Annotated in this window: 22 protein-coding genes and 15 tRNA genes; 4 read left to right on the top strand and 33 right to left on the bottom strand. The window is 61.5% G+C overall.

The genetic code is table 11. The features are described from left to right. Positions 1 to 11 precede the first annotated feature (11 nt). The 7 genes from ACA027_RS08340 to ACA027_RS08310 all read right to left on the bottom strand — a co-directional run bounded on the left by ACA027_RS08340 (position 12) and on the right by ACA027_RS08310 (position 4,370). Entirely contained in the window at positions 12 to 1,373 is a 1,362-nt protein-coding gene (locus ACA027_RS08340) for a hypothetical protein (protein ID WP_370681909.1), read from the bottom strand. A 133-nt stretch (positions 1,374 to 1,506) separates the two neighbouring features. Beyond that, positions 1,507 to 1,743, bottom strand: coding sequence for a hypothetical protein (locus tag ACA027_RS08335; protein WP_370681908.1), 237 nt, complete (start codon positions 1,741 to 1,743; stop codon positions 1,507 to 1,509). A gap of 54 nt (positions 1,744 to 1,797) precedes the next feature. Next, positions 1,798 to 2,076: a hypothetical protein gene (locus tag ACA027_RS08330; protein ID WP_370681907.1), complete on the bottom strand. Its 279-nt coding sequence runs from the start codon at positions 2,074 to 2,076 to the stop codon at positions 1,798 to 1,800. Then, complete coding sequence (locus tag ACA027_RS08325) at positions 2,077 to 2,271, bottom strand: hypothetical protein (protein ID WP_370681906.1); 195 nt, start codon at positions 2,269 to 2,271, stop codon at positions 2,077 to 2,079. A 3-nt stretch (positions 2,272 to 2,274) separates the two neighbouring features. Continuing rightward, the gene (locus tag ACA027_RS08320; RefSeq protein ID WP_370681905.1) at positions 2,275 to 2,592 is read right to left on the bottom strand and encodes a hypothetical protein; all 318 of its coding nucleotides are present in this window, start codon (positions 2,590 to 2,592) and stop codon (positions 2,275 to 2,277) included. Positions 2,593 to 2,614: 22 nt separating this feature from the next. Further along, a complete protein-coding gene (locus tag ACA027_RS08315; protein ID WP_370681904.1) occupies positions 2,615 to 3,886 on the bottom strand; it encodes a replication initiation factor domain-containing protein in 1,272 nt (423 codons plus the stop codon). Positions 3,887 to 4,202: 316 nt separating this feature from the next. Then, entirely contained in the window at positions 4,203 to 4,370 is a 168-nt protein-coding gene (locus ACA027_RS08310) for a hypothetical protein (protein WP_370681902.1), read from the bottom strand. Positions 4,371 to 4,496: 126 nt separating this feature from the next. On the opposite strand from ACA027_RS08310, the gene ACA027_RS08305 reads away from it, so the two are divergent. Together ACA027_RS08305 and ACA027_RS08300 are read left to right on the top strand one after the other, a co-directional pair. After that, on the top strand, positions 4,497 to 4,892 hold the full coding sequence (locus ACA027_RS08305; protein WP_370681901.1) for a hypothetical protein: 396 nt from the start codon (positions 4,497 to 4,499) through the stop codon (positions 4,890 to 4,892). Between the two features lie 54 nt (positions 4,893 to 4,946). After that, positions 4,947 to 5,954: a tyrosine-type recombinase/integrase gene (locus ACA027_RS08300; RefSeq protein ID WP_370681899.1), complete on the top strand. Its 1,008-nt coding sequence runs from the start codon at positions 4,947 to 4,949 to the stop codon at positions 5,952 to 5,954. A 51-nt stretch (positions 5,955 to 6,005) separates the two neighbouring features. On the opposite strand, the gene ACA027_RS08295 is transcribed toward ACA027_RS08300, so the two are convergent. From ACA027_RS08295 to tolB, 5 genes are all read right to left on the bottom strand, one after another. Continuing rightward, positions 6,006 to 6,081: transfer RNA gene (locus ACA027_RS08295), tRNA-Lys, on the bottom strand. Between the two features lie 62 nt (positions 6,082 to 6,143). Continuing rightward, on the bottom strand, positions 6,144 to 6,965 hold the full coding sequence (locus ACA027_RS08290) for a ThiF family adenylyltransferase (protein ID WP_370681898.1): 822 nt from the start codon (positions 6,963 to 6,965) through the stop codon (positions 6,144 to 6,146). Then, positions 6,965 to 7,735 carry a tol-pal system protein YbgF gene (gene ybgF / locus ACA027_RS08285; RefSeq protein WP_370681897.1) on the bottom strand — a complete coding sequence of 257 codons (771 nt, stop codon included), beginning with the start codon at positions 7,733 to 7,735 and terminating at the stop codon, positions 6,965 to 6,967. The genes ACA027_RS08290 and ybgF overlap by 1 nt, the downstream gene beginning before the upstream one ends. After that, a complete protein-coding gene (pal, locus tag ACA027_RS08280; RefSeq protein ID WP_370681896.1) occupies positions 7,735 to 8,268 on the bottom strand; it encodes a peptidoglycan-associated lipoprotein Pal in 534 nt (177 codons plus the stop codon). The genes ybgF and pal overlap by 1 nt, the downstream gene beginning before the upstream one ends. A 53-nt stretch (positions 8,269 to 8,321) precedes the next feature. Then, the gene (gene tolB / locus ACA027_RS08275) at positions 8,322 to 9,644 is read right to left on the bottom strand and encodes a Tol-Pal system beta propeller repeat protein TolB (RefSeq protein WP_370681895.1); all 1,323 of its coding nucleotides are present in this window, start codon (positions 9,642 to 9,644) and stop codon (positions 8,322 to 8,324) included. Between the two features lie 158 nt (positions 9,645 to 9,802). Between tolB and msbA the strand changes: the two genes are divergently transcribed. After that, entirely contained in the window at positions 9,803 to 11,563 is a 1,761-nt protein-coding gene (msbA, locus tag ACA027_RS08270) for a lipid A export permease/ATP-binding protein MsbA (RefSeq protein ID WP_370681894.1), read from the top strand. 406 nt (positions 11,564 to 11,969) lie between these two features. On the opposite strand, the gene ACA027_RS08265 is transcribed toward msbA, so the two are convergent. Both ACA027_RS08265 and ACA027_RS08260 read right to left on the bottom strand, forming a co-directional pair. After that, a complete protein-coding gene (locus tag ACA027_RS08265) occupies positions 11,970 to 12,194 on the bottom strand; it encodes a SlyX family protein (protein ID WP_370681893.1) in 225 nt (74 codons plus the stop codon). 1 nt (position 12,195) lies between these two features. Continuing rightward, positions 12,196 to 13,392, bottom strand: coding sequence for a PLP-dependent aminotransferase family protein (locus ACA027_RS08260; RefSeq protein ID WP_370681892.1), 1,197 nt, complete (start codon positions 13,390 to 13,392; stop codon positions 12,196 to 12,198). Positions 13,393 to 13,640: 248 nt separating this feature from the next. On the opposite strand from ACA027_RS08260, the gene nth reads away from it, so the two are divergent. Continuing rightward, positions 13,641 to 14,300: an endonuclease III gene (gene nth, locus ACA027_RS08255; protein WP_370681891.1), complete on the top strand. Its 660-nt coding sequence runs from the start codon at positions 13,641 to 13,643 to the stop codon at positions 14,298 to 14,300. A gap of 125 nt (positions 14,301 to 14,425) precedes the next feature. Here the strand turns inward: nth and ACA027_RS08250 are convergent. The 19 genes from ACA027_RS08250 to ACA027_RS08160 all read right to left on the bottom strand — a co-directional run bounded on the left by ACA027_RS08250 (position 14,426) and on the right by ACA027_RS08160 (position 21,965). After that, a tRNA-Asp gene (locus ACA027_RS08250) sits at positions 14,426 to 14,502 on the bottom strand. Positions 14,503 to 14,550: 48 nt separating this feature from the next. Further along, positions 14,551 to 14,626, bottom strand: a tRNA-Glu gene (locus tag ACA027_RS08245). 51 nt (positions 14,627 to 14,677) lie between these two features. Beyond that, a tRNA-Ala gene (locus ACA027_RS08240) sits at positions 14,678 to 14,753 on the bottom strand. 10 nt (positions 14,754 to 14,763) lie between these two features. Next, positions 14,764 to 14,840: transfer RNA gene (locus tag ACA027_RS08235), tRNA-Asp, on the bottom strand. Between the two features lie 48 nt (positions 14,841 to 14,888). Beyond that, positions 14,889 to 14,964 (bottom strand) — tRNA-Glu (locus ACA027_RS08230). A gap of 51 nt (positions 14,965 to 15,015) precedes the next feature. Beyond that, positions 15,016 to 15,091: transfer RNA gene (locus ACA027_RS08225), tRNA-Ala, on the bottom strand. Between the two features lie 9 nt (positions 15,092 to 15,100). After that, positions 15,101 to 15,177 (bottom strand) — tRNA-Asp (locus tag ACA027_RS08220). Positions 15,178 to 15,225: 48 nt separating this feature from the next. Then, positions 15,226 to 15,301 (bottom strand) — tRNA-Glu (locus ACA027_RS08215). Positions 15,302 to 15,352: 51 nt separating this feature from the next. Beyond that, positions 15,353 to 15,428 (bottom strand) — tRNA-Ala (locus tag ACA027_RS08210). A 10-nt stretch (positions 15,429 to 15,438) separates the two neighbouring features. Then, positions 15,439 to 15,515 (bottom strand) — tRNA-Asp (locus ACA027_RS08205). 48 nt (positions 15,516 to 15,563) lie between these two features. Beyond that, a tRNA-Glu gene (locus tag ACA027_RS08200) sits at positions 15,564 to 15,639 on the bottom strand. A gap of 98 nt (positions 15,640 to 15,737) precedes the next feature. Next, positions 15,738 to 15,814: transfer RNA gene (locus tag ACA027_RS08195), tRNA-Asp, on the bottom strand. A 48-nt stretch (positions 15,815 to 15,862) separates the two neighbouring features. After that, positions 15,863 to 15,938: transfer RNA gene (locus ACA027_RS08190), tRNA-Glu, on the bottom strand. A 51-nt stretch (positions 15,939 to 15,989) separates the two neighbouring features. Beyond that, positions 15,990 to 16,065, bottom strand: a tRNA-Ala gene (locus ACA027_RS08185). Positions 16,066 to 16,140: 75 nt separating this feature from the next. Continuing rightward, on the bottom strand, positions 16,141 to 17,550 hold the full coding sequence (gene gltX / locus ACA027_RS08180) for a glutamate--tRNA ligase (protein WP_370681890.1): 1,410 nt from the start codon (positions 17,548 to 17,550) through the stop codon (positions 16,141 to 16,143). Continuing rightward, positions 17,547 to 18,761, bottom strand: coding sequence for an O-succinylhomoserine sulfhydrylase (locus ACA027_RS08175; protein ID WP_370681889.1), 1,215 nt, complete (start codon positions 18,759 to 18,761; stop codon positions 17,547 to 17,549). The genes gltX and ACA027_RS08175 overlap by 4 nt, the downstream gene beginning before the upstream one ends. Before the next feature lie 199 nt (positions 18,762 to 18,960). Further along, on the bottom strand, positions 18,961 to 20,469 hold the full coding sequence (purF, locus tag ACA027_RS08170) for an amidophosphoribosyltransferase (protein ID WP_370681888.1): 1,509 nt from the start codon (positions 20,467 to 20,469) through the stop codon (positions 18,961 to 18,963). Positions 20,470 to 20,548: 79 nt separating this feature from the next. Further along, positions 20,549 to 21,043, bottom strand: coding sequence for a CvpA family protein (locus ACA027_RS08165; protein WP_370681887.1), 495 nt, complete (start codon positions 21,041 to 21,043; stop codon positions 20,549 to 20,551). Between the two features lie 16 nt (positions 21,044 to 21,059). After that, entirely contained in the window at positions 21,060 to 21,965 is a 906-nt protein-coding gene (locus ACA027_RS08160; RefSeq protein ID WP_370681886.1) for an SPOR domain-containing protein, read from the bottom strand. Positions 21,966 to 21,986 lie beyond the last annotated feature (21 nt).

Here is a 21,986-nt window from a genome sequence, read left to right as displayed (position 1 = left end):
GGTTCACACCCTCACGCCGACAGCACGATGAACAAAGCCATCGCCGCCCAGGCAAAAGCCATGGCCAGCTGCAGCACCTGCTTGTTGTCATCGATCAGCTTGCAATGGGCATCGAGCACATGGGTACCGTACAGCTCGATGGTGGGCCGTGGACAGACGCCAGCTTGGCCGCTGGCCTGGAACCCTCGCAGATCGGGTGCGAGCTGCAGGATGGGATTGGCGATCTGCTGGGCCGTGGGGATGGCTTCCAGTGTGGGGGCACCAATACCAGGATCTGGGCCCAGATTCGCCTCGGGGTTTGCGGCTGCGGGGTTGGTGGTGCCGGTGTTGGGCACACCAGGTTTGATTACGGGGGCCTTGGGGTCCAAAGGAATCGCCCAGGGATTGGGATTCGTGGGCGATACCGGATTGGGGGTAACGAAGTCCTGGACCTTCGGTGCAATCTCTGGATTGGCGTTCACCCAGGGTTGCACATCTGCTTCGGTCACTGGTTTTGACACTGGATACGGTACGCCGTCATAGCCGGGCTGGCTGGCAGCAGACTGCCATGCACGATCTGCCAGAGCGGCAATGATCCGGGGATTCAAATCCTTGCCCAGCTCCGCGCTGGGAAGCGCATTGACCGCCTGCTGCGGTGTTTGACCGATAACGGTGGGCACGCCGGCCGGGGCAAGAAATCCATAGAGGGAGCAGTTGCCAGCCACCCAGAACGTGCCCTTTGGACATGCCCCTGGAGGCCCTTCGGGGTTGAGTGTGGCGATGGAGTTGCCGCAAATGGCTGATTGCCCACCAGCAGCGAGCGTGCATGCAGGCGTGTTTGGCGTAAGTCCGTTGACCGCGCGATAGCTGGCCTCGGCCTCACGGGCAACCGCAAAGCCGTCGCCGCCCCAGATGAATTCGGTGGTGGAGCGCGTAACCCACTGCTTCGAGCGCCACGCGGGCACACCAGGAGAGATGCCACCAGATGGGTCTTTCTCTGATTCCAGCCCGGACTGGTCGATTTTCCCATCCGAGCGAAACAGCCAGTTCACCACCGCATTGACGGCCACGCCAACAGCATATGAGATGACAGCACCGATACCGATCGCCACTGCACCAGAGATCCAGCCTGGAGCGGTGACAGTGCCAACGGTAATGACGGCCGCACTACCCGCGATGCCCTGCAGGGCAGGTGACATTCGCGCGATGGTGTTGGCGACTCTTGGATCGTTGGCTGCAAACCCACGATTCGCCATGACGTTGCCCATGGTGCCAGAGATTGCGCGATTGACATTCTCTGGCTGGGGCTTTGGCAAAGCCTGCGGCCATGCGTACATGGGCATGGCAAGCAGTACACAGATTTTGAGAAGGAGCCAGCGCTTGAAGATCGTCATTCCAGGCCCTTGATAAGTGCCCAGGCACAGACGATGCCCCAGGCAAAAATAAACAAATACCAAAGTGATGTCATGTGAGGGATCAATTCAAGCGGGGTGATCAGGCCCGCCCGAATCGCTTTAGATCGCGGGCTTAGCCGCCACGAATCCAACGCAGCGCCATCTTGGCGGCCGTCATGGTCGCGTAGATGGCCGCCAGCACGCCGGCCACAGCCAACACAGCGGTGACCACATCCGAGGCCTTGAAGGCGCCCGTAATGGGCGTCAGGTCGATACCCGTTCCCTCAGCGGCGGCTGCACCGCTGGCGAGCACCAGGGCGGTCATTACTGCCGCCGCAATGGCGGTCTTGGTGTTGAATTGCTTCTTCATATGAAGTCCTCTCTTGGGTTGGTTTGAACGGGAACCGCCCGCTCGACGGTGGGCTCATCCGTGACGAATGAGCCGCAAAACTTCGCCGACTCCCCGGCCGACCAGGAAGAACAGCACGACGACACCGAAGCCCATGCCAAAGGCTTGGGCCACGTCGCCGGGGTCAAGCTGGGGAATCGCATTGGCGGGCTGCTGGAGCGCCTGCAGGTCGATGGCCACCTCTTTGCGGTAGGCATCCGGGCATTGGCTGGGCGTGGTGCCTGCCGCGATGCCATGCGGCGTTTCGCAATAGAGGACGTAGACCTGGCTTGCGCCGACCGTAGACACAGGCACTCAGATGCCCTCCAAATCAACGATCTGCGCCCGATGAAAAGGGTCTACGTGATCCGCGATCATTTCTGCAGCGGTTTCCAAGTCACCCAGTGCAAATGCATCACGCAACAACATCACCCAACGCGGCTGACCATCGTCAGGGTCAGGGGCCAGAAACGCGCCAGTAAATGACGACTGAACCACGTAGCGAGGCATGGCTTAGGCCTTTGCTGTGCTCTTCGGCTGGATATCGACCAAGATCAGCTTGGACGACTGCTCCGCACCGGCTGCCATTTCAAAAATGCAGTCAACGGAGACACCTCCTGCAGGCCAGCCCTTTTTCAGATGTTTCCACTTGGCGAACTCAGCCGAGCTGCCCAGTTTGAATGGGCGCGTGACTTGGCCGAGGCTTTCACCGCTTTGGCTATCGGGTAAATCCACGGCCAGATGGAAAGTGGTGGAGTCAAAAGCACGGCCTTCAAAGTCGCCCTTGCTGGACTTGATACCGGTGAGAATTCCTTGTGCTTGAAATCGCATGTTTTCTTCCTTGGTGCAGGCATTAGGCAAATGCCGGACTAGCGCGCCCACTGCTAGCCAGCTTGGTAAAGACTTTTTCGTAGCAAGACGCCACTTCGGCACGCGTGAATTTGCTAAGGCGTTTGGGCAACTTGTGCTCGAACTCATCAAACAGCGAGTGCATGAGGTTCTTGGGGAGATTCATGAAGGCAAGAACAGCACTGGCCCCAGCGGTGTTCATGAACCAACGGGCGTTGCGCGTGACTTCGGCCTCAACGGTTTGCGTTGGCAAACACGGCTCGCACTTGACAGGCATGGGGACTGCCTGCAATTCCAGTTCACGCACAATGCTGGCGTGCCATTCGCTGGCACCGGCAAATGCACTGGCAGGACGGCGCAAGATCTCTGCAGGCAGCAAACGCTTTTGGTTGCCATAGCGCAGCTCTACGCGCAGCCACTTGGACTCATCCTCTTTGCCAAAGAGCTGCTTGCCCTTTTCGTAGAGGTTGGTGAGCTTGCCGCTTTCGCGTGACCCGAGGTAGAAGCTTCGGCCCTTCTTCTTGGAGAGCCAGGAGCCCGCCATGTTTTCCTGTGGTCGATGCCCCAGGTGATCCATCAGCCCGGACCTGTATTCGTGAGCGAAGCGCGCGAATGCATCTTCATGGCCCTTGTGATCCATGCCATCAAAAAAATCAGCGGCCAAGTCCACCCTGGTGAGCAGGCCCCGATGCAGCTCGATGTAGTTGGCCATGGAGTCCAGCCAACCACTTTGCGCAAAGGTGCAGGCCATCCCCTCCAGGTTGCAATGAAGGGTGTTGGCCTGGGCCTGCCCACGAATGCTGGTCGAGGTGGAAAGGAAGCCGACCCAACCGACAGGATGGTCGTTACGCAGAATGTCGATGCGGAAGCGGTAAAAGTCTTTGCCGCCCTGAATGAGCGTATCGACGCGAAATTCTGGACCCAGGATGGTTGCAACGTCCTCAGCCAAAGTGAAGGCTTGAGAGCTGGCTGCGTAGTCCGGGTCAGGCAGGTCACGCAGCAACCGCACAATGCGCTGGCGACGGCCCAGCACAACGGAATGGGCGTTCATGCGCTCTGTTTCACTCCAGCCGTCCCGCACTGCCTGATAGTCAATGCCGTTATCTGCCTTTGGAAACAGCAGCTCTACGCTGGGCACGGGCGCAAAGCGACGATTGACAGTGAAGCGGAGCCAATCAACGTGGATATGGGCACCGTAGCGCTGATGGTCAACATGCAGGCGGGCTTTGATCTCGCGACCTTCCAGAAGAAGGTCATTACGGCGGCGGGCGCTCACAGGCTCTGCCCCGTAAAAGTTGTCCCCGTGTTACCTACGGGGACGGAGGTGGTAGCAGCGCCGCCGTACCCACCAAAATTGATAGCAGCAAGCGCCACCGGCGGCACGCCCCGGCGGCTGTCCTCGCTACGCTGCGGGCAGGCGCCGGTGCGCTCCGCGTTGGAAGCTATGTCGGTTGCCTGGGGCTCGCACCCTGCCCCAATCAAGCGCGCGGCAATCTGTCGAGCCTCCTGGAGCGAGGACTCATCGTTGTGCAGCACGTATCCACGACGCACGATGTGGAGAAGGCGGGCACCGCCGCTCATGTCAAAGAAGCTCATAGCGTGAACTCCGCTGCGCGCTCAGCAGCCTTCATCCGAACGGCCTCAACATTGATGAACACCCGCTTGCCGACCGTGATTTGTGGCCAGTAGCCACGCTCAGCCTGACCAACAAGCACTCCGAGAGGCAATCCAATTGCAAAAGCAAAAGCTTCACGGGTCATGAGAGGCACATGTAGCGACGAAACTGAGGGGCTTGCTGTATGCTGGTTCATATCGGTTTACATGAATCGGTTCAACTGAATCCAATAGTAGATTCAATTGAACTCACCGTCAAGTGAGAACAGCTCATGAATTTGAACGAACGAATGAAGGCCTTGATTGATGCCACCACCTCCCCTTCCAGGAGATACAAGGAGCTAGAGGAAAGCACGGGCATATCCGCCTCAACTTGGAAGACCTACTACACCCGAGGAACGAGGCCATCAGCAGATCTACTTGAATCTCTCGCCCGGCAATTTCCGGCCTACTGCGAATGGCTACTGACTGGGTCACTCTCGCACTGGAGGCAACAAGATCCGACAGTGGAGAGCGCAACACCTGAGGAGCCACAAACTTTGGATCTGGCAGTCCTAGAGCGGCCACTCTCACTGAGCCAGCAACAAGCGCTGGAAGTAGATGCCAAACGTCTCATAGCCCTTTCCGCATCGATCTCGCGCAGGCTGAAGGACAAGCAAGGGGACTGACTCCGAACACCCCGGCAGAAGGGCCGCATCGCCCCATTACGACCCGAGAAAAAGATGGCAATCAAGAAAGTAGATACCGGCTGGCTCGTCGACAGCCAACCAGGCGGCCGCGGATCAAAGCGCTTCCGCAAGACGTTCAAAACGCAGGCCGAAGCCAAGGCGTGGGAAGCCTGGCTCAAGACCCAGGTCAATCAAAGCGCGAAGTGGCAACCCGAGAAAAGAGACACGCGCAAGCTCAGTGAGCTGATCGACCTCTGGCACACCCATCACGGGGTCAGCCTCAAGGCCGGCACCGACACCTACAACCGGCTCAAGCTCGCCTGCACAGCCATGGGCAACCCCATAGCCGACCGGTTTACGGTCAACACGTTCACGGCATACCGCACCGAGCGCCTCGCGGCCGGGATCGTCCCCAACAGCGTCAATCGTGAGCATGCCTATCTGCGCTCCGTATTCAATGAGCTGCGGAGACTGGGGCAGTGGAGCAAGCCCAACCCCCTTGCAGAACTGCGCCAGTTCAAGGTGCAGGAGTCCGAGCTGTCCTACCTGGCAGCGGATCAAATTCATGATCTTTTATCGGAGCTGCAGAAGGGCAAGAACCGCCACGCGGCGATGGTCGCAAGGGTCTGCCTGGCAACCGGTGCACGCTGGAGCGAAGCAGAGAGCCTGGAAGCCCGCCACCTGCGCAACGACCAGGTGCAATTCGCAGGCACCAAGTCCGGGAAGGTGCGCGCCATCCCAATTGATCCCGAACTGGCCCAGCAACTCCAATCACACCACCTCAAGGCCGAGACAGGCCAACGCTTTTTTGCACCCTGCTACTCGGCGTTTCGTGATGCTGTTGGACGCTCCGGCATCGAGCTGCAAGATGGGCAGCTCACACATGTGCTGCGGCACACATTCGCATCGCACTTCATGATGAATGGCGGCAACATCCTGGTGCTCCAGCGCAGCCTGGGCCATGCCAATCTGACCATGACGATGCGCTACGCCCACCTGGCGCCAGACCACCTGCAAGAGGTGGTCAAGCTCAACCCGTTATCTGCGTTGACAGTTGGTTGACACCTGGAACGAAAAAAGGACTTAGGCGTTAACCTAAGTCCTTGAATTCATTGGTGGGTCCTACGAGATTCGAACTCGTGACCAACGGATTAAAAGTCCGCTGCTCTACCGGCTGAGCTAAAGACCCACACACATCGCAAATCAAAAATGTTTCTTAATCAGCGAAGACCACGATTGTAGCACCAAATTTCAGGTGGTTTGGGAAACTGCTTCGCACAAACGCTCTAGCGCCCAGCCGGCCGCGCATTGCCCGAAGGTGGCCGTGACGGCCACCACCGAGCCATAGCCGTGGCAGTTCAGGCTGCCATCGCCTTGGACCAGCTGGCAGGATGCATCAGGCTGGGCCACGGCCTCACGGCTGAAGACGCAGCTCACGCCCATCTTCTTGCCGTCCCGCGGGGCGCCATGCTCGCGCCGCAGGCGATAGCGCAGCTGGGCCAGCAAGGGGTCGTGGGTGACGGCGGAGACATCGTCGATATCCACCTTGTGCGCCCAACGCTTACCGCCTGCGGCGCCCACCGAGATAAAGGGGTAGCGATGGCGGCGTGCATGGGCGGCCATGGCCACCTTGGTCTTGACCTGGTCGCAGGCGTCGATGACGGCATGCGCACCGGCGGGGCGCAGCGCATCCCAGTTCTCGGGGGTGACAAAATCCTCCACGCAATGCACCACGCATTGCGGGTTGATTTGCGCAATGCGCAAGCGCATGGCGTCCACCTTGGCCATGCCCACGGTATCGGTCAGGGCATGGATTTGGCGGTTGATATTGGACTCAGCCACATTGTCCAGATCAATCAGCGTCAGCTGCCCCACGCCACTGCGCGCCAGCGCCTCCACGGCCCAGGAGCCCACGCCACCAATCCCTACCACCACCACATGGGCGGCACGGATGCGGGCAGCACCTTCCACGCCATACAGACGCTCCAGCCCGCCAAAGCGGCGCAGCAGGTCGTCCTCAGAAACAGCAAGCGCTGCCGACGCGGGCAGCGCTTGCGATGGGGTTTGCACCATTATTTGAGTCGGGCCAGGCGGTCCTTGGCTGCCACTGCAGCTTCGGAGTTGGGATAGGCCTTGAGCAGCTCCTCCAGCGTCTTGCGTGCTGCCCGGGTGTCTTTCATTTCGATCTGGCAGTTGGCAATCGACAGCGTGGCTTCCGGGGCGCGTTCATGGTTGGGTACGGCCGTCAGCATGGAGCGGAAGTTGGCAATCGCCTCCTTGTAGTCGCGCCCTGCATACTGGGTATTGCCCAGCCAAAAACGTGCCGAAGGCACGTAGCCGCTCTTGGGATAGCTGTTCACAAAGGCGGCAAACGCCTTGCGTGCTTCCGGAAACTGCCCGGCACGGAACTGGGCCAGCGCGGCATCGAAGTCGCGCTGCTCCGCCGGATCGGCCTGGAACTGCTGCCCGTCCACCGTCACTTGCACGGGTTCGAACTGGCGCAGGCGTTCATCCACACCTTGCGCCATGTCTTTTTGCTTGCGCTGCAGCTCCGACGCCTCACGCACCAGCTGCTCGTTCTGACCCGTCAAGCGGGCCACGTCCGAGCGCAGCGTCTCAATCTGGCGCTGCATGTCCAGCACCGAGCGGCGCAGCTGCGTCACGTCATCGGCTTGGCGTTGCTGCAGCGTGTCCACACGCTGGCGCACCTCCAAGATGGCGCGGCGCGCCTCATCGTCAGAAAACAGGGCTGCCTGCGAGGCAGCCGCCGTCATGGTGAGCAATGCCGCAAGGCACAGGCCTCGCAGGCGCGGTAGGCGAAAGTCGGAGCTAGCAGTCATCATCAGCGGTAGGAGAGCTCAGCGCGGCGGTTTTGAGCGAAGTCGTCTTCAGAGTGACCGGTAGCGGCAGGCTTTTCCTTGCCGAAGCTCACGGCTTCCATCTGGCTGTCGTTCACACCCAGCACACCCATGGCGCGGCGCACGGCTTCCGCACGCTTTTGACCCAGCGCCAGGTTGTATTCACGGCCGCCACGTTCGTCGGTGTGGCCTTCGATCACCAGCTTGCGGCTGTTCGCTTCCTTCAGGAAGCGCGCATGGGCTTCGATCTGGGGCTGTGCATCGGCCTTGATGGAATAGCTGTCAAAGTCAAAGTAGACGATGCGGCTCACACCCACAGGGCCTTGAGCATTGGCATCGGTACCCGACAGGTCCACGCCAGTCACGCCGCTCTGGCCAGCACCACCGGCGCCAGCGCCGTTGGAGGTCAGCGCGCCGCCATCCTTGTTGGCAGAGTCGTCCAGCTTCACGCCGGAGCTGCAACCCGCCATCAATGCGACCACGGCCAGAGCCAGGGAGATGCGTTTGAATTCGATCATTGGAATTTCTCCAAAAAGAGGTTTGTTTTACGGTGAAAGAAAGGGGTCGGATCTCAATACTTCTGGAACGGGCCCCATGAGGGTTCCCGTATGTCTCCACTTTGACCCGCCAGTCGCGCCTTGATCTTTCCGTCGAGCGTAGTGGTCATGAGGGCTTCACGACCTTGCTGCTTGGTGGCGTAGACAATGAGTCGGCTATTCGGGGCAAAACTCGGGCTTTCGTCTTCCGTGGTGTCGGTCAGTGCAGTCACGGTGCCGGAGGCCAGGTCCATGACATGCAGCTTGAAGCCGCCACCCACGCGCGAGATGTACGCCAGCCATTTGCCGTCGGGACTCACACACGGAGAGATGTTGTAGCTGCCATTGAAGGTGACGCGCTGTGCGCCACCTCCGGAAGCAGCCACCTTGTAGATCTGCGGCGCACCGCCGCGATCACTGACGAAATAAATGGTACGGCCATCGCTGGCGTAGCTGGGCTCGGTGTCGATACCGCTGCTTTGCATCAGGCGGCGCGCCTCGCCGCCCTGGGCAGAGATGGTGTAGAGCTGCGACGAGCCGTCGCGCGTCAGCGTCACCGCCAGCGTGTTGCCATCTGGCGACCAAGCCGGCGCACTGTTGGAGCCGCGGAAATTGGCCACCAGGCGGCGGCGGCCCGAAGCGATCTCATGCACATAGACCACGGGCTTGCGCGACTCGAACGACACATAGGCCAGTTGCCCGCCGCTGGGCGACCAGGCTGGCGAGATGATGGGTTCATTGCTCGACAGCGCCGACTGGGCATTCTCGCCATCGGCATCGGCGACCCACAGCACATAGCGCTTGCCGGCCTTGGTCACGTAAGAGATGCGGGTGGAGAAAATACCCTTCTCGCCAGTCAGCTTTTCGTAGATGTAGTCGGCAATGCGGTGGGCCACCAGGCGCAGATCGGCCTGGGTGACGGCATAGCCCTGGCCACCCAAGTCCTGGCCTTTGACCACATCCCACAGGCGAAAGCGCACGTCATAGCGGCCATCGGCCAGGCGCGTCACCGAGCCGGCAGCCATGGAGTCCGCTGCGCGCTGGCGCCATACGCCCAGGTCGGGGCGGGTGGTTTCGTCCAGCTGCACGCCCGAAGCGTCCACGCCGCGAAACTGGCCGCTGCGCTCCAGGTCGGCCTTGATGATGGCGGAGATTTTCTGCGGGGCGCCGTCTTCGCCACGAAAGGCGGGCAAGGCAATGGGCAACTGGGTCAGGCCCACACCCGTCACTTCGACACGGAATTGAGCCAGCGCCGGCAGTGCTGAAGCCGAAGCCATGGCAGCGAGAACGCTGCGGCGTGACGCCAGCGGCACCGCCGCTATTGGAGAGGTGGTGGTTGGTGTACGTTCAATAGTCATTAGCAGCCATCAAGAAGCCGAGCCCGTCTCGGCAATCCGGATTGTGATTGATACACAGCACGTGCAAAACAAAAAATGTCTGCGTCTGTCTGAGACACACCATCATAGTACGCCCCCGTAGAATCTGCCCTGAAATGCAGACCCCTGACCATACAAAGATGTCGACTCTGGGCACCCCGGACTTGACACTCACGCAACGGCTTCGCCGCATCGCCCCCTATTTTGGCAACCAACGCCTGGCATGGGGGCTTGCCATCCTGGCCACCCTGATCGGCGCGGCCACCGAGCCTTTGATTCCGGCCCTGCTCCAGCCCTTGCTCGACAGCGGCTTCACCAAGGGCACACTCAATCTGTGGATGGTGCCGCTCTTCATCATCGGCGTGTTTCTGATCCGCGGGATCTCCCAGTTCACCGGCCAGTACGCGCTGGCACGCATTGCCAACGAGGGCATGCTGCGTCTGCGCAAGGATTTGTTTGCCCGCGTACAAAACGCCCAGGCCCAGCTGTTTAGCAACCAGTCGGCCAGCGCCCTGTCCAACACCGTGGTGTATGAGGTGCAGACCGGCGCCACCCAGCTGGTACAGGCCTTTCTCAGCATCTCGCGCGACGGTTTCACCCTGATCGCCCTGCTGGGCTATCTGCTCTATCTGAACTGGCAGCTGACGCTGGCCGTGGCCTTTTTGGTGCCCGGCGTGGGCTGGATCATGAAGACCCTGTCCAAGCGCCTGTACCGCATCACCAAGAGCAGCCAGCACGCCACCGATTCGCTGGCCTATGTGGTGGAGGAAAGCGTGCTGGCCCACCGCGTGGTGCGCCTGCATGGTGCCCAGGAGCAGCAAAACCAGCGCTTTCAGGGCCTGAGCCGCACGCTGCGCGGCCTGGCCATCAAGTCCACCATCGCCTCGGCAGCCATGACGCCGCTGACCCAGTTGCTCGCAGCCGCGGCCTTGTCGGCCGTGATCTGCATTGCGCTGTGGCAAAGCCGCTTTGAGGGCAGCCAGGATGTCACCGTGGGCAGCTTTGTGGCCTTTATCAGTGCCATGCTGATGCTGATCGCCCCGCTGCGCCGCATGGCCGATGTGGCCAACCCCATCACGCGCGGCGTGGCCGCTCTGGAACGCGGCCTGGGCCTGCTGGAGCACAGCCAGCCCGAGGACAGCGGCAGCGCCCAGCCCAGCCCGGTGCGCGGCGAGATCACGCTGCAAGGCGTGGGCGTGCAGTTTGGCCCCGACAAGGCGCCGGCCCTGGACCATGTGGACTTGACCGTGCACCCCGGCGAAGTGGTGGCCCTGGTCGGCCCCTCTGGCGCGGGCAAAACCACCCTGGTCAATCTGCTGCCACGCTTTTTGCTGCCCAGCGCGGGCCGCATCACCATCGACGACCAGGCCATCGAGGACTGGGATCTGGCCTATCTGCGCCGCCAGTTCGCCATGGTCAGCCAGGATGTGGTGATGTTCAACGACAGCATTGCCGCCAACGTGGCCCTGGGCGCCGAGGCGGATGAGGCCCGCATCTGGTCCTGCCTGGAAGCCGCCAACCTGGGCGAACATGTGCGCAGCCTGCCCCAGGGCATTCACACCAATGTGGGCCACAACGCCACCCAGCTGTCCGGCGGCCAACGCCAGCGCCTGGCCATTGCCCGCGCGCTGTACAAGAACGCACCCATCCTGATTCTGGACGAGGCCACCTCGGCCCTGGACACCGAATCCGAGCGCCTGGTGCAACAAGCCCTGCAGACCCTGATGCAGGGCCGCACTACCTTGGTGATTGCCCACCGCCTCTCCACCATCGAACATGCCGACCGCGTGGTCGTCATGGAACGCGGCCGCATTGCCGAACAGGGCACGCATGCCGAGCTGATCGCCCAAGGCGGGCTGTATGCGCGCCTGCAGGCACTGTCGGGCCACAGCGCGCCGTAAGAACATGTTCTAAGCCGCCGCACACCATGGGACGCCGCAAACGGCCCCTATCAAAAAAAGAGCTGCCTGTGCCTATAGCGCCTTGGTTTACAGCACATTCGATGCTGAAACATAAGCACCATAAGCACAGGTAGCTTCTGATTTAAGAGCGGTACTGCAGTGTGAATCTTCTGCCGCACCCAGGGAGCTGCGCATAAAACGCGCCCCATGTCAGAGCTGCCGCACAAGGGCCGCCCCGCAGCACTGGCAGCATCCCCAGCCCTCTCCCCAGAGGGGCGAGGGAGAAATACCAAAGGCGCAGCGCAAAAACCGGCATGCCCCAGGCCAGGGGCAGCGAGCAAGGGCCGCCCCGTAGCGAGGCTGCCGTCCCCCTTGGGGGGGAAGCGGCAACGCCGCTCAGGGGGGGTCAATAATGCGGCGGCAGCTCGTCCCGCAAATTGCCCTGGGCCGTCGCCCCTTCGGCCGGCGCGGCCTGGCGGCGCAGATTGCGCACCTCCTCCACCAGCACATCGATGGTCTGCTGCTGGCGGTAGACGCTGACATTGAGCTGCTCCACCAGGTCTTCCATATAGCTGAGCTTGATCTCCAGATCGGTCAGCCGCGCATCCTGCGCATTCACGTTATCCGTCATTTCAGCTTTCCAACGCTTTTTTGAGGCGCTGCACGCCTTCGCGGATCTTGGCCTCGTCGGCCGTGGCAAACGACAGGCGCAGCGTGGCCGCATCCGGGTTCTGGCTGAAGAAAGGTGCGCCGGGCACAAAGGCCACGCCTTGCTCAATGGCCTGCTTGGCCAGCACAGCGGCATCGGCCAGCTTGCCACCCTTGCCCGTCAGCCGCAGCCACAGGAACAGGCCGCCCATGGGGGCGGTGAACTCCACGGCATCACCCAGTTCGCTGCGCAGCGCATCCATCATGGCCTGGGCGCGGGCGGCGTAAACCTTGCGCACCTTGGCCAGCGCGGCCGGCATATGGCCGGCCTTGAGGTATTGCGCCGCCGTGGCCTGGGCAAAGGTGCTGGTGTGGGCATCGCTGAACTGCTTGCACATCACGGCCTTGGCCAGCAGCTCGGGGTTGGCAATCAGCCAGCCAATGCGCAGGCCTGGGCTGAGCACCTTGGACAGCGAGCCGCAATGCGCCAGCCACTCGCGGCTGCCGGGCACGTCCTTGGACAGGGCAAGCAGGCTGGGGGGGGGCGCAGCGTCAAAGTACAGATCGCCGTAGGGATCGTCTTCCACCACCAGCACCTGGTGCTTGGCAGCGAGTTCCAGCACGCGCTTGCGGCGCGCAAGGCTCAATGTGGCGCCACTGGGGTTGCCAAAGGTGGGGATCAGATAGACCAGTTTGGGGCGGTGCTCGACGATGAGCTGCTCCAGCACATCCACCTGCACACCCTGGCTGTCCACCGGTGCGCTGATGACCTCGGCGCCATACAGGCGAAAGCACTGGATGGTGGCCAAAAACGTGGGGCCTTCCACAATCACCTTGTCACCGGGCGAGATCATGGTCTTGCCCAGCAGGTCCAGCGCCTGCTGGCTGCCGGTGGTGACGATGAGCTGCTCGGCCGCCACATCGCGGGCGCCCTTGGCCTGCATAAAGCCGGCCAGCTGCTCGCGCAGGGGTTGGTAGCCCTCGGTGGCGCCGTATTGCAGGGCAGCGCCAGGCTCCTCGCTCAGCGCGGCCTGGGAGGCGGCCTGCATGCCGGCCACATCGAACAGCGCCGCATCGGGAAAGCCGCCGGCAAAGCTGATGATGCCCGGCTTGCCCAGCAGCTTGAACAGCTCACGGATGGCAGAGGTTTCGACGTGGTTCAGACGCTCGGCGAATTGCATGGGGAAAACTTCCGGTCAAAAGAGGTCGGTAAAAAAGAAAGACATGCGCGGCACCACAGGCCAGGCCGGCCGCCGCAGGCAAGCCCTCATTGTCGGCCTTTCTGTCACCACCGGGCAGCAAGGCCGCCACATCCCCACGTCCGGCCGCCTCCGCTTTGCAGCGCCCTGCCCTTCGCCAGCCGCGATGCAACGGCCATGCAAGCACAGACACGCACCCCAGCCCAGGCTGGGCGACAATGCGACCCAGCATGAAAACCTCGCAGATCGCCCCCTTCTTTCAAACCCTGCAAGCCGCCAACCCGCACCCGGAAACCGAGCTGGAATACAGCAGCGATTTCGAGCTGCTGGCCGCCGTGCTGCTGTCCGCCCAGGCCACCGACGTGGGCGTGAACAAGGCCACGCGCAAGCTGTTTCCCGTGGCCAATACACCCCAGGCCATTCTGGACCTGGGCATTGAAGGGCTGGAGGGCTATATCAAGACCATTGGCCTGTACCGCAGCAAGGCCAGGCATTTGATGGAGGCCTGCCAGATTTTGGTGGAGCGCTTTGGCGGCCAGCTGCCGCAAACGCGCGAGGAGCTGGAGACCCTGCCCGGCGTGGGCCGCAAGACGGCCAACGTGGTGCTCAACGTGGCCTTTGGCCAGCCCACCATGGCGGTGGACACGCATATCTTTCGCGTCAGCAACCGCACCGGCCTGGCGCCCGGAAAAAACCCGCTGGAAGTGGAAAAGCAGCTGCTCAAGCGCGTTCCGGCTGAATATGCCGTGGACTCCCACCACTGGCTGATTCTGCTGGGCCGCTATGTCTGCCAGGCACGCACCCCCAAGTGCTGGGAATGCCTGGTGGCGCCGTACTGCGACTTCAAACCCAAAACGCCCATGCCTGCGGCCAAAAGACGCAGCGGCTAAATACCCTGCCTCACCAAATAGCAGCGCCTGGCGCTGCTATTTCTTTAGCGTGCGCAACAATCGCCTTGAATCATGCAGGCATAAAAAAACCGCTGCAGCTTGACGCTACAGCGGTTTTCAAAATCTGGCGGAGTGGACGGGACTCGAACCCGCGACCCCCGGCGTGACAGGCCGGTATTCTAACCAACTGAACTACCACTCCTGGCAGAAAGCTTTGCTCACTACTTTGTAGCTACAAGTGCTTCAAACTTGGCGACCCTACGGGGATTCGAACCCCGGTACCTACCGTGAAAGGGTAGTGTCCTAGGCCTCTAGACGATAGGGTCAATTCCTAGAACGCTTTCGGTCCGCATCACTGCAAACCGACGTCGTTGTTTTGGTGGAGGTAAACGGGATCGAACCGATGACCTCTTGCATGCCATGCAAGCGCTCTCCCAGCTGAGCTATACCCCCAAAAAATCCATGGCGGAGTGGACGGGACTCGAACCCGCGACCCCCGGCGTGACAGGCCGGTATTCTAACCAACTGAACTACCACTCCTGGCAGAAAGCTTTGCTCACTACTTTGTAGCTACAAGTGCTTCAAACTTGGCGACCCTACGGGGATTCGAACCCCGGTACCTACCGTGAAAGGGTAGTGTCCTAGGCCTCTAGACGATAGGGTCAATTCCTAGAACGCTTGCGGCCCGCATCACTGCAAACCGACGTCGTTGTTTTGGTGGAGGTAAACGGGATCGAACCGATGACCTCTTGCATGCCATGCAAGCGCTCTCCCAGCTGAGCTATACCCCCAAAAAACCATGGCGGAGTGGACGGGACTCGAACCCGCGACCCCCGGCGTGACAGGCCGGTATTCTAACCAACTGAACTACCACTCCTGGCAGAAAGCTTTGCTCACTACTTTGTAGCTACAAGTGCTTCAAACTTGGCGACCCTACGGGGATTCGAACCCCGGTACCTACCGTGAAAGGGTAGTGTCCTAGGCCTCTAGACGATAGGGTCAATTCCTAGAACGCTTTCGGTCCGCATCACTGCAAACCGACGTCGTTGTTTTGGTGGAGGTAAACGGGATCGAACCGATGACCTCTTGCATGCCATGCAAGCGCTCTCCCAGCTGAGCTATACCCCCAAAAAATCCATGGCGGAGTGGACGGGACTCGAACCCGCGACCCCCGGCGTGACAGGCCGGTATTCTAACCAACTGAACTACCACTCCTGGCAGAAAGCTTTGCTCACTACTTTGTAGCTACAAGTGCTTCAAACTTGGCGACCCTACGGGGATTCGAACCCCGGTACCTACCGTGAAAGGGTAGTGTCCTAGGCCTCTAGACGATAGGGTCAAAACCTAGAATCTGTGCTTTTCAGCTCCGATTAAAAAAGCGCCTTCACTTGAAAAGGCGCTTTTTTAATCAAGCGACTGACCGCAGCTGACCGAAACTGGCGGAGTGGACGGGACTCGAACCCGCGACCCCCGGCGTGACAGGCCGGTATTCTAACCAACTGAACTACCACTCCTGGCAGAAAGCTTTGCTCACTACTTTGTAGCTACAAGTGCTTCAAACTTGGCGACCCTACGGGGATTCGAACCCCGGTACCTACCGTGAAAGGGTAGTGTCCTAGGCCTCTAGACGATAGGGTCAATTCCTAGAACGCTTGCGGCCCGCATCACTGCAAACCGACGTCGTTGTTTTGGTGGAGGTAAACGGGATCGAACCGATGACCTCTTGCATGCCATGCAAGCGCTCTCCCAGCTGAGCTATACCCCCAAAATCCTTACCGCCAACGCTTTCAATTTTTTTCTTGATCGCGTTGTGCAGAGCCTCGAATTATAGGGCAGATTTTTAGCGGTTTCCCAAACGGGTCAGAATTTTTTCACGGCCCAGCAATTCCAGCACCGCGTCCACCGATGGCGTGTGGGCGGAACCCACGGTCAGCACGCGCACCGGCATGGCCAGCACCGGCATTTTCACGCCCTGGGCCTTGAGCACTTCCTTGATGGCGGCAGCAATGGCTTCCTTGCTCCACTCCACGGCCTGCATGGCGGCGGCAAAGGCGTCCAGCACGGCATTGGCCTCGGGCGTCACATGCTTGGCGTAGTCTTCGGCGTTGCGCTCCACGCGGTCCACATAAAAGACCTTGGCCCAGTTGGCCAGGTCCACCAGCGTCTCGCAGCGGTCCTTGAACAGCGCAGCAATGCGCACCAGGCGGTCGTCGGCGTCCAGCACAGCAGCATCCACACCGGCCTTGACCACAAAGGGCTTCACCAGCGCAGCCAGCGTCGCGTCATCCATGGCCTTGAGGTGCTGGGCATTCACCCAGCGCAGCTTGGCCTCGTCGAACTGGCCGGCGCTGCGACCCAGATGGTCCAGATTGAACCACTCCAGGAACTGGGCACGGCTGAAGATTTCGTCATCGCCATGGCTCCAGCCCAAACGGGCCAGATAGTTCACCATGGCGTCGGGCAGATAGCCTTCGTCGCGGTACTGCGTCACGGCCTTGGCGCCGTTGCGCTTGCTCATCTTTTCACCCTGCTCGTTGAGCACGGTGGGCAGGTGGGCGAACACGGGCACCTGGGCTCCCAGGGCTTCAAAGATGTGGATCTGGCGTGGCGTGTTGTTCACATGGTCATCACCACGGATGACATGGGTGATGGCCATGTCCATATCGTCCACGCAGACACAGAAGTTGTAGGTTGGCGTGCCATCGGGGCGGGCAATCACCAGGTCGTCCAGCTCCGAGTTCTGGAACTCGATACGGCCCTTGCACTTGTCTTCCCAGGCCACCACGCCGTCCTTGGGCGTCTTGAAGCGCAGCACGGGCTTCACACCTTCGGGAATCTGGGGCAACACCTTGCCGGGCTCGGGGCGCCAGGTGCCGTCATAGCGCGGCTTTTCCTTGTTCGCCATTTGCTTCTCGCGCAGGGCGTCCAGCTCTTCCATGCTCATATAGCAGGGGTAGACATGGCCTTTTTCCTGCAGCGTGGCCAGCACCTCTTTGTAGCGGTCCATGCGCTGCATTTGGTAGAACGGGCCTTCGTCATGACTCAGTTGCAGCCATTCCATGCCTTCGATGATCACATCCACCGAAGCCTGGGTGGAGCGCTCCAGATCGGTGTCTTCGATGCGCAGAATGAAGTCGCCACCATTGGCGCGGGCAAAGGCCCAGGGGTAGAGGGCGGAACGGATATTGCCCAGGTGGATGAAACCGGTGGGCGATGGGGCAAAACGGGTGCGAATTTTGTTAGTTGTCATTTCAAGGTATCCAGTCCACGGGACAAATCGGCTTTCAGGTCGTCCAAATGCTCAAGCCCCACGGAAATACGAATCAAACCCTGGCCGATGCCCGCAGCCTGGCGCTGCTCCTCGGTCAGGCGGCCGTGCGAGGTGCTGGCCGGGTGGGTGATGGTGGTCTTCACATCGCCCAGGTTGGCGGTGATGGAGCACACACGCGTGCTGTCCACCACATGGAAGGCGTTGGCGCGCAACTGCTCGGCGCCCTGCCCCATCACATCGAAGGCAATCACGGCGCCGCCCATACCGCTTTGCTGGCGCATGGCCAGATCATGCTGCGGGTGGCTGGCAAGGCCGGGATAGTACACGCGTGCCACCTTGGGGTGGACCTCCAGCCAGGTGGCCAGTTCCAGCGCGGCCGCGCTTTCCGCCTTGACGCGCAGGGCCAGCGTCTCCAACCCCTTCATCACCACCCAGGCGTTGAAGGGCGCCAGATTCAGGCCGCCGCTGCGCAAGAAAGTGCCCATGACCTTGTCCACCAGCGCCGTGGTTCCGCAGACCGCACCCGCCATGACACGGCCTTGGCCATCGAGAAATTTGGTGCCCGAGTGCACCACGATGTCGGCTCCCAGCTTGGCGGGCTGCTGCAAGACGGGCGTGGCAAAGCTGTTGTCCACAGCCAGCAAGGCGCCATGGGCATGGGCGATCTCGGCCAGCGCGGCGATATCGCACAAATCGGTCAGCGGGTTGGTGGGCGTTTCGGCGAACAGCAGCCGCGTGTTGGGGCGCAAGGCGGCCTTCCATGCCGCCGCATCGGTTTGCGAGACAAAGCTGGTTTCCACACCAAAGCGTGCCATTTCCGTGCCCAGCAGCTTGATGGTGGAGCCGAACATGGACTGGGAGCAGATCACATGGTCGCCCGCCTTCAGTGCGGTCAGTGCCACCAGCAAAATCGCCGACATGCCGGTGGATGTGGCCACCGCGCATTCCGTGCCTTCCATGGCCGCCAGGCGACGCTCGAAGCTGGTCACTGTGGGGTTGCTGGTGCGGCTATAGGTATAGCCCTCTTCCTGGGCCGCAAAGCGGCGCGCCGCGGTTTCGGCATTCGGCTGCACAAAGCTGCTGGCCAGGTACAGGGCTTCGCTGTGCTCACCCCATTGGCTGCGTTCCACTGCTTCGCGCACGGCCAGGGTTTCTAGGTGCAAGCCATCAGGCAGGGAGTGTTCGGTCACGTTGGCTTCCTTGTGGATGCACCTCCCTGCACCTCACAGGGCTTGCACACCGTAGTAAAAATATGAGCTTATGAAGCTGATGCAGTCTTGTTCTTCAGCATAAAACATGCGCAAAACCAGTCTATACCAGCACCATAAGCTCATGTTTTTATGAGCACCCTGCGTGCCGCGCCCATAGCGCCGCACACAGGGCCAGACATTACAGGTCTTGCGCGTTGGGCAAGGACAGGCGCGAGGTGTCTTCTTCTTCCTCTTCGCCGCCGCGGTTGCGGCCTTCGTTCAGCGCCGTGACCTCTTCGCTGGAGATGTCGCCGGTGATGTAGACGCCGTCAAAGCAGGAAGCCTCAAAGCCCTGCACCGCCGGGTTGATCTTGCCCACGGCCTGCTTCATGGCGGCCACGTCCTGGTAGATCAGCGCATCGCAGCCAATCACCTGGCGAATCTCTTCCACCGTGCGGCCATGGGCCACCAGCTCGGCGCGGGTGGGCATGTCGATGCCGTAGACATTGGGGTGGCGCACCGGGGGCGCGGCCGAAGCCAGATACACCTTGTTGGCGCCGGCGTCGCGCGCCATCTGCACGATTTCCTTGGAGGTGGTGCCACGCACGATGGAGTCATCCACCAGCAGCACGTTGCGGCCCTTGAACTCGCTGCCGATGGCATTGAGCTTTTGGCGCACCGACTTCTTGCGCGTACCCTGGCCCGGCATGATGAAGGTGCGGCCCACGTAGCGGTTTTTGACAAAACCTTCGCGATAGGGAATACCCAGGAGCTGGGCCAGTTGCATGGCGCTGGGGCGGCTGGATTCGGGGATCGGGATGATGGCGTCGATCTCGCTGGGCGGCACGGTGGAGACCACGCGCTTGGCCAGGGTCTCGCCCATGTTCAGACGCGCCTGGTAGACCGAGATGCCATCCATGGTGGAGTCGGGGCGCGCCAGGTAGACATACTCGAACACGCAGGGGCTCAGCTGCGTTTCCTCAGCACATTGCTCGCTGTGGAGAACGCCGTCATTGCCGATGAACACCGCCTCGCCGGGCGCAATATCGCGCTCGAACTGGTGCAGCGTGCCCTCCAGCGCCACCGACTCGCTGGCCAGCATATAAGTGCCATCCGCGCCCTTGCCCATGCACAGCGGACGAATGCCAAAGGGATCGCGAAAGGCCAGCAGGCCATAGCCCGCAATCAGCGCGATCACGGCGTAGGAGCCCTTGATGCGCTTGTGCACGGCGCGCACAGCCTTGAAGACTTCATCGGGCGTCAGCGGTGCACCGCTGGTGGCACGGCCGATTTCGTGGGCCAGCACGTTGAGCAGCACTTCGGAGTCGCTCTCGGTGTTGGTGTGGCGGTGGTCGGTATCCGCGAGCTCATGGCGCAGCTGCTTGGCGTTGGTGAGGTTGCCGTTGTGCACCATCACCACACCAAAAGGCGCGTTCACGTAGAAGGGCTGGGCCTCCTCCTCGCTGGAAGCATTGCCCGCTGTGGGGTAGCGCACCTGGCCCAGGCCCACCGTGCCCGGCAGCGCCCGCATATTGCGGGTGCGGAACACGTCCTTGACCATGCCCTTGGCCTTGTGCATGAAGAACTTGCGTTCTTGCTGGGTCACAATCCCCGCGGCATCCTGGCCGCGGTGCTGCAGCAGCAGCAGGGCGTCATAGATCAGCTGATTCACGGGCGCGGTGCTGACCACGCCGACGATTCCACACATAGTTGCGTTCCATCAATGGCAGGAGGACATCCTGCGTTGCTATGCAAGGCCGCTTGCACGGCCCTGCGCCTTTCAAGCCTTACACCGGGGCGGCCAGGTATTTGCCCAGATCCTGCGGCAGTGCCGGCACCAGCTGGCCCACCAGATCGGCCAGCAAAGGACCGGACAGCGACAGCTGCCACCAGTCCTGCTGGTACAGCGAGGTATTCACCACCACCAGCGTCGCCACCAGCACCAGCACCAGCGCGCGCAGCACGCCGAACAGGGCGCCCAAGGCCCGATCCACCGGGCGCAGCCCCACAATTTCTATCAATTTCTTGGCCAGGGTACTCAGCAGCCCCCAGGCAAAAATCGCCACCACGAAGACTGACACAAAGCCGGCCGCATAACGCACCGTGGGGTCAAAGCCCTCCATGGGCAGCCAGACCCCCACATCGCCAGCCAACAGCCGTGCCACCCAGAAAGCGGCAATCCAGCCCACCAGCGAAAACAATTCATACACCAGGCCGCGCCATGCCCCCAGCAACAGGGAGGCACAGCACAGCACCAGCAATACCGCGTCCAAAGTCTGCATGCCTGTCCTGGGTGCGTCAGGCCGGCTGCACCGCAGCCGCCAGGCCCATGCCCTTGATGCGGGCCGCGGCCTTGTCGGCAGCGTCACGGCCATTGAATGGTCCCACACGCACGCGGATGCGCTTGCCTGCGGCCGTGTTCACATCCTGGGTATAGGCATTCAGACCGGCACCTTGCAGGCGCTGGCGCACCTCGCGCGCCTTGTCGGCATCGGCAAAAGCGCCCACCTGCACGATGAAACGGCCTTCTTGCTTGGCCGCCGCAGGCTGGGCCGCCGACGCAGCGGGCGAGCGCCCTTCCAACAAGGCACGGGCACGCGCGGCCTCGTCGTCATGGCTGGGCTTTTTGGGTTCGGGCTTGGGCTCAGGCTTTGGCTCGGGTTTGGGTTCCGGCTTGGGCTCGGGCTTTCTGGCCTCCACCTTGGGTTCGGGCTTGGGCTCGGGTTTTTTCACTTCGGTAGGCGGCGCAACCGGAGGGGTCACACGGGGCACGGGTGGCGGCACCGGCAAAGCAGTGCCGGCGGCCGGTGCGGGCGTGGAAGGCGTGAAGACTTCCTCCCCCTCACCCAGGCTGTTTTCGGTCCCCACGGCCGCAGGCGCGCCACGGGGTGGCGCCATGGCGGCGCCCCTGGGGTTGGCCGGCATGGTGGTGTGTTCACCGGGCACCACCATGGGTGCCACCTGGTTGCGATCGGGAATTTCGATGGGCACGTCCACCGCCACCGGGCGTGGCTGGGTGTCGAACAGCAGCGGAAAGCCCACCACCCCCAACAGCACCAGCACGGCCGCACCGATCAAGCGATGGCGCGCACGGCGACGCAGCGACTCAATGCCCTCGGACTGGGCATTGCGGGAGGCGCGCCGCGAAGACGGCTGCTCAGCCTCTTCTTTTTTGCCGGGCCAACGGAACTTGAAAAATGCCATGGAGTGCGATGCGGGGAGGCT

This window comes from Comamonas sp. GB3 AK4-5 (genome assembly GCF_041320665.1).
Lineage (GTDB): Bacteria > Pseudomonadota > Gammaproteobacteria > Burkholderiales > Burkholderiaceae_C > Comamonas.
The sequence above is the reverse complement of the archived record's forward strand: the minus strand, read 5'-3'. Positions and strand labels throughout refer to the sequence as shown.